This window comes from Photobacterium gaetbulicola (assembly GCF_003025515.1).
Lineage (GTDB): Bacteria > Pseudomonadota > Gammaproteobacteria > Enterobacterales > Vibrionaceae > Photobacterium > Photobacterium gaetbulicola.
This window is the reverse complement of record NZ_PYME01000054.1, coordinates 1-6226: the sequence shown is the minus strand read 5'-3', so window position 1 is coordinate 6226 and position 6226 is coordinate 1. Positions and strand designations below refer to the sequence as shown.

Below are 6226 nucleotides of genomic sequence, written 5' to 3'. Positions count from 1 at the left end.
CATCCATGCCCGCGTACTTTTTACGCCAGAGGTAGAATGTGGCATCAGAAATATTGTGCTTGCGGCATAATTCTTTGACGGGCAAACCCGCCTCCGCTTCCTTGAGAATGGCAATGATCTGCTGTTCATTGAATCGCTTCTTCATATTCACCTTCCTTCTTATAAGATGAACATTACTAAGTTATGGCTGGATTAGAAAGCGGGGAGCAGGTCACTGGGACTCTCGGCAGTGTGGAGCTTTGCCAAGGCGAGGACAAGCATCGATCCGCGCTTTCCCAATAAAACCTCCAAGCTAGTAACAACAGGAATCTATCGTTACTCCCGTAATCCAATGTATCTTGGTCTGTTGAGCTTCCTGTGCGCTGCTTTTGTCTATTTCTCGGCACTCAGCCCACTGGTCATGATTGTAATGTTTGTGTTTTATATGAATAACTTTCAAATTGCGCCGGAAGAAGCCATTCTGCAAGCTATGTTTGGCGAACAGTTTGAGCATTACTGCCAACAGGTAAGGCGCTGGTGTTGATTGGCGAATTGTGTTTTTTTGTCTCCATATCACGTTTTTAAACTACGCTTTAATTTAGTGATGCCTAAGGATATTGCTTAGGGAGGGGACGTGGAAATTATAAAAGTAATAGATAAAAATATTTTACCTTTCATAAAATTACCATTGGCATGTTTGTTTGCTAAAAGCGGTGAAGTGGATTTTTTTCGCTCCAGCTTTCAATCTCATACTTCTGACTTTTCAAGAGACAATAAGTGCCTTATTCGACAGGCGAAAAGAGAAATTGCCAGCATCAAGGGCAACTTTCGCACGCTGGTTATGATACCTCTCAAATAGTTAGGGTTGAGGTTACATTATCACTTAGTATTGCTGACCAACCTCTCGATGAGCTGTATGAGTTGTTGAAACCATTTGCTGGCGAAATAGAGATTCGATATGAGGAGTTAAGTGTTTTTTTTAGTGAACCTTCATTATCGCCATCTCAATTAGTATCAATTGAAGTGCTGGCTCTTCAATAAGTTGTTTTTTTGATATAAGAAGTTGGCGTAGTCCCTGTTTGCTTGCGGAAAAAGCTAATGAAGGCGCTATCGCTAGAAAATCCTAAGTCAAAAGCCACAGCAGACACCGGTTTATTGTCGGAGAGCAGTTCAATGGCTTTCATCAGGCGCCATTGCTGGCGCCATGCCTGATAGGGCATACCTGTTTCCCGGGTGAAAATACGCGAAATGGTCTTCTCACTGGCCCCAATTGATAGCGCGGCCTCATTGAGCGGAGCAGGGTTATGCCCTTCTTGTTTGAGTTTATCTAGCCAAGCTGCCAGCCTAGGATCGGATGGTAAGGGTAGCAGCAGGGTTTCATCCGGGGATGACGCGAGCTCCTGCCAAAACAAATTAACAACAGCTTCTTGTTCATTGAATGGCATTTGCCATGACCAAAAGGCCATCCTCTCAATAAGTTCTCGAAGCAATGGATTTACGCCGATGATCCTGATCTGGTCTGGATAATTGACTTTTTGCCTGGTATCGAAATATAGCGAGCGATAGGCGACGACGTTCGTCATGACTGCACAGTGGTTGATCCCCGCTGGAATCCAGGCAGCCCGCGTAGGCGGCAAGATACATTGGTGATTTTCCAGCGTAATGCTCATAGAGCCGGAGGGGGCGTAAAGCAATTGGGCCTTCTGATGGCAATGCATTCCTGAGTCGTGGCGGCCAATATTGGCCGCAATGCCAACGACTTGGCTGTTAATCCTATCGGGGTTGAATCTGTCTTGCTCGGTGATAAGTGCCATGTTGAAAAGGTAAACGCTGGGCTTTGGGTAAATAATAGCGAGATCACTGAGTTAAGTATACGTAGATGTAAGCTGGTGGCTTCACCCTGCTAGTCAGGCCTCTTGGGTATAAACTATTGAGGTAGCCGGATTCAAAGAGGAACAGACATGAGCTATGTCCATGGTATCCACCTTGAGGTCGAGCACTTAGACGAAATGATCTTTATGGAGTTGAAGGCAGTTGGCACCTTGACCCACGAAGATTACCAGAAGATTACCAGAAGATTACGCCATTGATTGAAGAGGCGTTGGAGGGAGTCGACAATCCAACCGTCAATGTGTACGTAGACGGGACAGATTTTGAAGGATGGGATCTTCATGCCGCATGGGATGATTTGAAACTAGGTTTAAGGTTTGGCCGTAAATTCAACAAAGTTGCTATCTATGGCAATCAGCATTGGCAAGAAGTCATGAGCAAAGTGGGTAGTTGGTTTGTTAGTGGTGAAGTTCGTTATTTCGAAGATTCGCTAGAGGCGATCAGTTGGTTGCGAGAGTAGTAGAACCGAGCTGAAATAAGATAGCTGCCTAGTATTGCCTGGGTGTTTCCATTAAGATGCTGATAGTTTTGGGGAAAGGTAAGCAGACCCTATTGAGAATGATAAATTTCGCTACAGGTATGGTGAAAATGAAAAGGAATGTAATTGCATCTGGGGTTTTGCTGTCGCTGATTTCGATGCACGCATGGTGTGATGAAAGTGCTACTGGACAAAAAGTTGCTGAAGCTTCCCAGGCTCCGGGTTTTCAGTATTTCGCTGGTCTTCGTGGCGGTGGCAATTTGCTCGGGAATGACGATACCGCTTCAGTGACTTCTGGCAGTATCGATGCTGATGATGGCGACTTCGGTGCCTTCGGGGCATTGGACTTCGGGGTGTATATGCCAGATCAGCGTGGGCGTGTGTACTACAGCTTTGAATATCATACGGCAACGACGCAGTTCAATGGTGCAGATGCGTATGATACCAATGTCGGCCTACACCTGATCAGTGCTGATCATATTTTTCGCCCGCAGGGAACAGTAAAACCCTTTGTCGGCCTCCATATTGGTTATGCTTTCGCAGAGACCGATTCGGATTTTGCAGGTAAATACGATGAAAGTGGCGTTGTCTTTGGCTTCCAAGCTGGTTTGGGCTGGCAGGTGATCGATAACCTGGGCTTCGAGGTGGGCTTGCGCCACACGGTTCTGCCGTCTGAACGCAGTTCATGGCAAGCAGAGAGTGATGGCAAGCCGGTAACGGTCGAGACGCAGCTGAAAGGGGTAACATCTGCCTATCTTGGCGCCACCTATCGCTTTTAGTGGTTTTTCGATTAGCCTGAGCGGTTTACTCAGGAATTTAGCTGCGTATAATGCCTTGCCGCAACCAGAATCAGTAAGGACTTCAGTTTGAAGCTATTTGTTAGAGATCTCACCGTTATTGATGCCTCTTACCTTTGCCAGCAGCGAGGTATGGTAGGGGAGAGTTGGATCCTCGATGTGGTGATGTCGGGCGAATTGAATGAAATGAGCATGGTGCTTGATTTCAGCCGGGTAAAAAAACAAATTAAACAGATCGTTGATGAATATGTTGATCACCGATTGATTGTCCCGAGCCAAAGTGCTGCAATTCGCACTGCCGCAACCCAACCAGGCTATGCCACCGTTGATTTGTTGCGTGGAGACAAAAGCCTTCATTTGCACTGTCCTGAACAAGCATACTGCTTCATTGATGACAGCGAAGTTACCATCGAATCTGTTACACGCCATATCTACAAGGTGCTGGAAGGTAAGCTGCCGGACAATGTCCAGGGCTTGGAGTTAACCCTTCGTCATGAGCAAATAGAGGGGCCGTACTATCACTATAGCCATGGGCTGAAAAAGCACGACGGAAACTGTCAGCGTATCGCTCATGGCCACCGTTCTCCGGTTGAATTACTTATTAACGGGCAGCGTAATTTGTCGCTGGAGCAAGAGTGGGCTGAGCGCTGGCAGGATATTTACCTAGGAAGCACAGAAGATGAGTGTACGCTTGCTGAACTTAACCTGAGCCCGTTCGCTGCTAAGGTGAATGAGCAAAGCCATCATGCATTTCGCTACACAGCACCACAGGGTGAGTTTGAGCTGGCAATCGCGAAAAATGATGTTGAGATGATTGGTACTGATACCACGGTTGAGTTACTGGCGCAGTATATCGCTGAGCAGGTTAGCTTGTCAGTGGAAGCGGGCTCAGCCATTGATGTGATAGCTTATGAAGGCGTCGGTAAGGGCGCGATGGCGACAGCAATTGGTAAATTGGACGCATAGTTATAATTTCTTTGTTGTAAAAAGCCCCATCAATGTTGTGTTGATGGGGCTTTTGTCAATTTTTGGCTAGGGGGCTAAAGTTGATTTTCTATCGGTAGTAATCCTGCAAGCCAAGCTGAAAATCTGAGCCAAAGACTGGCATCGGGCTCACTGTGTATAATGATCCCGCTTAAATCATTATGCCATTCCAAATTTCCATCTTTATCCAGAGCAAGTCGATAAGTATTCTTTTTCAGGTTGCGATCCACTCCCTGGTAAACCAACTCTCCAAACTCTTCTGATTCTATGAGGACTCCCATCTCAGTATTTAAGAAAGCCGAGCGAGGGTCGAAATTAAAGGAACCGACAAATAAGTCTTTTCGATCAATGATAAAGGTTTTTGCGTGCAAACTGGTGCGCGAGCTACCCATCCATGAGCGCTTCTTTTTTAAACTGGGATCGACTTTTACCTCGTACAGCTTTACTCCACCAGCAAGCAAGGATTCCCGGTATTTGGCGTACCAACCATGAACGGCAAAGACATCGTTTGATGCCAATGAGTTCGTAATAATCGTGACATCAATACCGTCCTTGGCTGCCTGGGTCAGAGCATTTGTCCCCTGAACGGTTGGGACAAAGTAAGGGGACACCAGAAGCAACTCGTGTTCTGTTTGAGCAAGGATCGCACTAAGCTGGTGGAGCATAAGATCGGTGTCTTCGGGCGAATATATCTTCGATGGAAGATCGTAGTGTACTTCGGCCTTGCCCCAATAAAATTCAAGCGTTTCATTTTTTATATGGTTGCTAAGGGGAAGTTGTGCCATAGATTGAATATATTGCGAGTGCTTGAAGTCACGCTTGAGATCGCTCTCCCATTGTTCAATTTCAGCGGGGGTGGGCTTTGGACCTTGTCGAACCAAGGATTCAATAGGCGTCGAAGGTTTGCTGTTCCAGTAAGTATCAAATTGTACGGCAATATTGGTCACTGCCTCTCCGAGCATCAATATATCGAAATCACCAAAATCCACAGCGGTGTTGGCGGCGAAGTATTCATCACCGATATTTCGTCCACCAGTAATAACAAAAGCATTATCAGCAATCAGGGCTTTGTTGTGCATGCGCCGGTTGAGACGATCAAAATCACTGATAAAACCAAATACACGAGCGGAGCGATTCTCGAAAGGGTTGAAAAGGCGGATCTTAATATTTGGGTGGCTGGCTAACCGAGCCATGGTTTTATCATCTCGCGACTGCATGTCATCAAGTAATATCCGAACTCGTACACCGCGTTCAGCCGCTTGGTAAAGTGCATATGTCATCAACGAACTTGTGCTATCGCTGCGGTAGATATAGTACTGTAAATCAATACTTTGCTCTGCACCATAGATAAGAGCGAGGCGAGCTAAGAAAGCTTCTTGGCCGTCACCGAGCGGGTAGAAGCCTGTTAGCTCTGGGTGTTTCTTGATATAGGGAAGTGATTGGCTGGCCAGCTGAGTTTGTGAGTTGAACGGGATGGTATAGCTCGGAACTTTCTCGGCTGTTGGAGTAGACGAGCAGCCGATAAAGGAAAATAAACTTGCGAGTAAAGCAAGATAGCGAAAAAAAACAAACAAGTAGGCCATATCTTTTGTTAGTAAAACTCCTTATCAAAGTTACGTTAGATTTTAATTGGCGAAACTTATATTGACAAATTAAAGATATAAATTATGTGTTGGACTTTGTAATAAAAGATAGTGATTCAATTTTGCAAGCTTCACTCATACACATTGATGAACAATTACTTATGTATATTGTAATTAATTGTTTCTACGAGTAAAAATAAAATTAATCTATAAGGACGGGGCCTGCTCAGAGGCAAAGCCGATAATAATAAATGAGCTAATTGATTGGTATGACTTAAGGCCAGCTCCGAATTGACACTGACCTTTTAAAATGATTATTCAGAGTCGAGATTATATTCTGGATAACGTTTATTTAATTCGCTTCTCAGCATGCTGTTATGGCCCACGGCTCAGGAATCCCCACAAAAATTCCTTATTGCTCAATAAGTAGACACGCACCTTGCCTTCTGATCTAATGAATTCACCACAAAAACAAAAAGAAGAAAACAAGATGCGTGATATTCAGATACTACACG

9 protein-coding genes are annotated in these 6226 nt (G+C 45.2%); 6 read left to right on the top strand and 3 right to left on the bottom strand.

Features of this window, described 5'->3' with window-relative positions:
• A partial coding sequence (locus tag C9J03_RS26120; RefSeq protein WP_146149067.1) for a transposase occupies positions 1–145 on the bottom strand: 145 nt, incomplete at its 3' end.
• Positions 146–229: 84 nt separating this feature from the next.
• Between C9J03_RS26120 and C9J03_RS26115 the strand changes: the two genes are divergently transcribed.
• Positions 230–523 (top strand): methyltransferase family protein, encoded by a 294-nt coding sequence (locus C9J03_RS26115; protein ID WP_231580586.1) that lies wholly within the window; start codon positions 230–232, stop codon positions 521–523.
• 233 nt (positions 524–756) lie between these two features.
• Positions 757–1020 (top strand): hypothetical protein, encoded by a 264-nt coding sequence (locus C9J03_RS26560; protein WP_146149118.1) that lies wholly within the window; start codon positions 757–759, stop codon positions 1018–1020.
• On the opposite strand, the gene C9J03_RS26110 is transcribed toward C9J03_RS26560, so the two are convergent.
• Complete coding sequence (locus tag C9J03_RS26110) at positions 1014–1793, bottom strand: AraC family transcriptional regulator (protein WP_044621302.1); 780 nt, start codon at positions 1791–1793, stop codon at positions 1014–1016. The genes C9J03_RS26560 and C9J03_RS26110 overlap by 7 nt on opposite strands.
• Before the next feature lie 147 nt (positions 1794–1940).
• Here C9J03_RS26110 and C9J03_RS27240 point away from each other — a divergent pair, with 147 nt between their 5' ends.
• From C9J03_RS27240 to C9J03_RS26095, 4 genes are all read left to right on the top strand, one after another.
• A complete protein-coding gene (locus C9J03_RS27240) occupies positions 1941–2069 on the top strand; it encodes a hypothetical protein (RefSeq protein WP_338064713.1) in 129 nt (42 codons plus the stop codon).
• Positions 2066–2329: a SpoIIAA family protein gene (locus C9J03_RS26105; protein WP_338064712.1), complete on the top strand. Its 264-nt coding sequence runs from the start codon at positions 2066–2068 to the stop codon at positions 2327–2329. The genes C9J03_RS27240 and C9J03_RS26105 overlap by 4 nt, the downstream gene beginning before the upstream one ends.
• A gap of 128 nt (positions 2330–2457) precedes the next feature.
• Positions 2458–3126: an acyloxyacyl hydrolase gene (locus C9J03_RS26100; RefSeq protein ID WP_052829636.1), complete on the top strand. Its 669-nt coding sequence runs from the start codon at positions 2458–2460 to the stop codon at positions 3124–3126.
• An 87-nt stretch (positions 3127–3213) separates the two neighbouring features.
• The gene (locus C9J03_RS26095) at positions 3214–4110 is read left to right on the top strand and encodes a 6-pyruvoyl trahydropterin synthase family protein (protein ID WP_044621301.1); all 897 of its coding nucleotides are present in this window, start codon (positions 3214–3216) and stop codon (positions 4108–4110) included.
• Positions 4111–4184: 74 nt separating this feature from the next.
• Here C9J03_RS26095 and C9J03_RS26090 read toward each other — a convergent pair whose 3' ends face one another.
• Positions 4185–5711 carry a phospholipase D family protein gene (locus C9J03_RS26090; RefSeq protein WP_044621300.1) on the bottom strand — a complete coding sequence of 509 codons (1527 nt, stop codon included), beginning with the start codon at positions 5709–5711 and terminating at the stop codon, positions 4185–4187.
• Between the last annotated feature and the right edge of the window lie 515 nt (positions 5712–6226).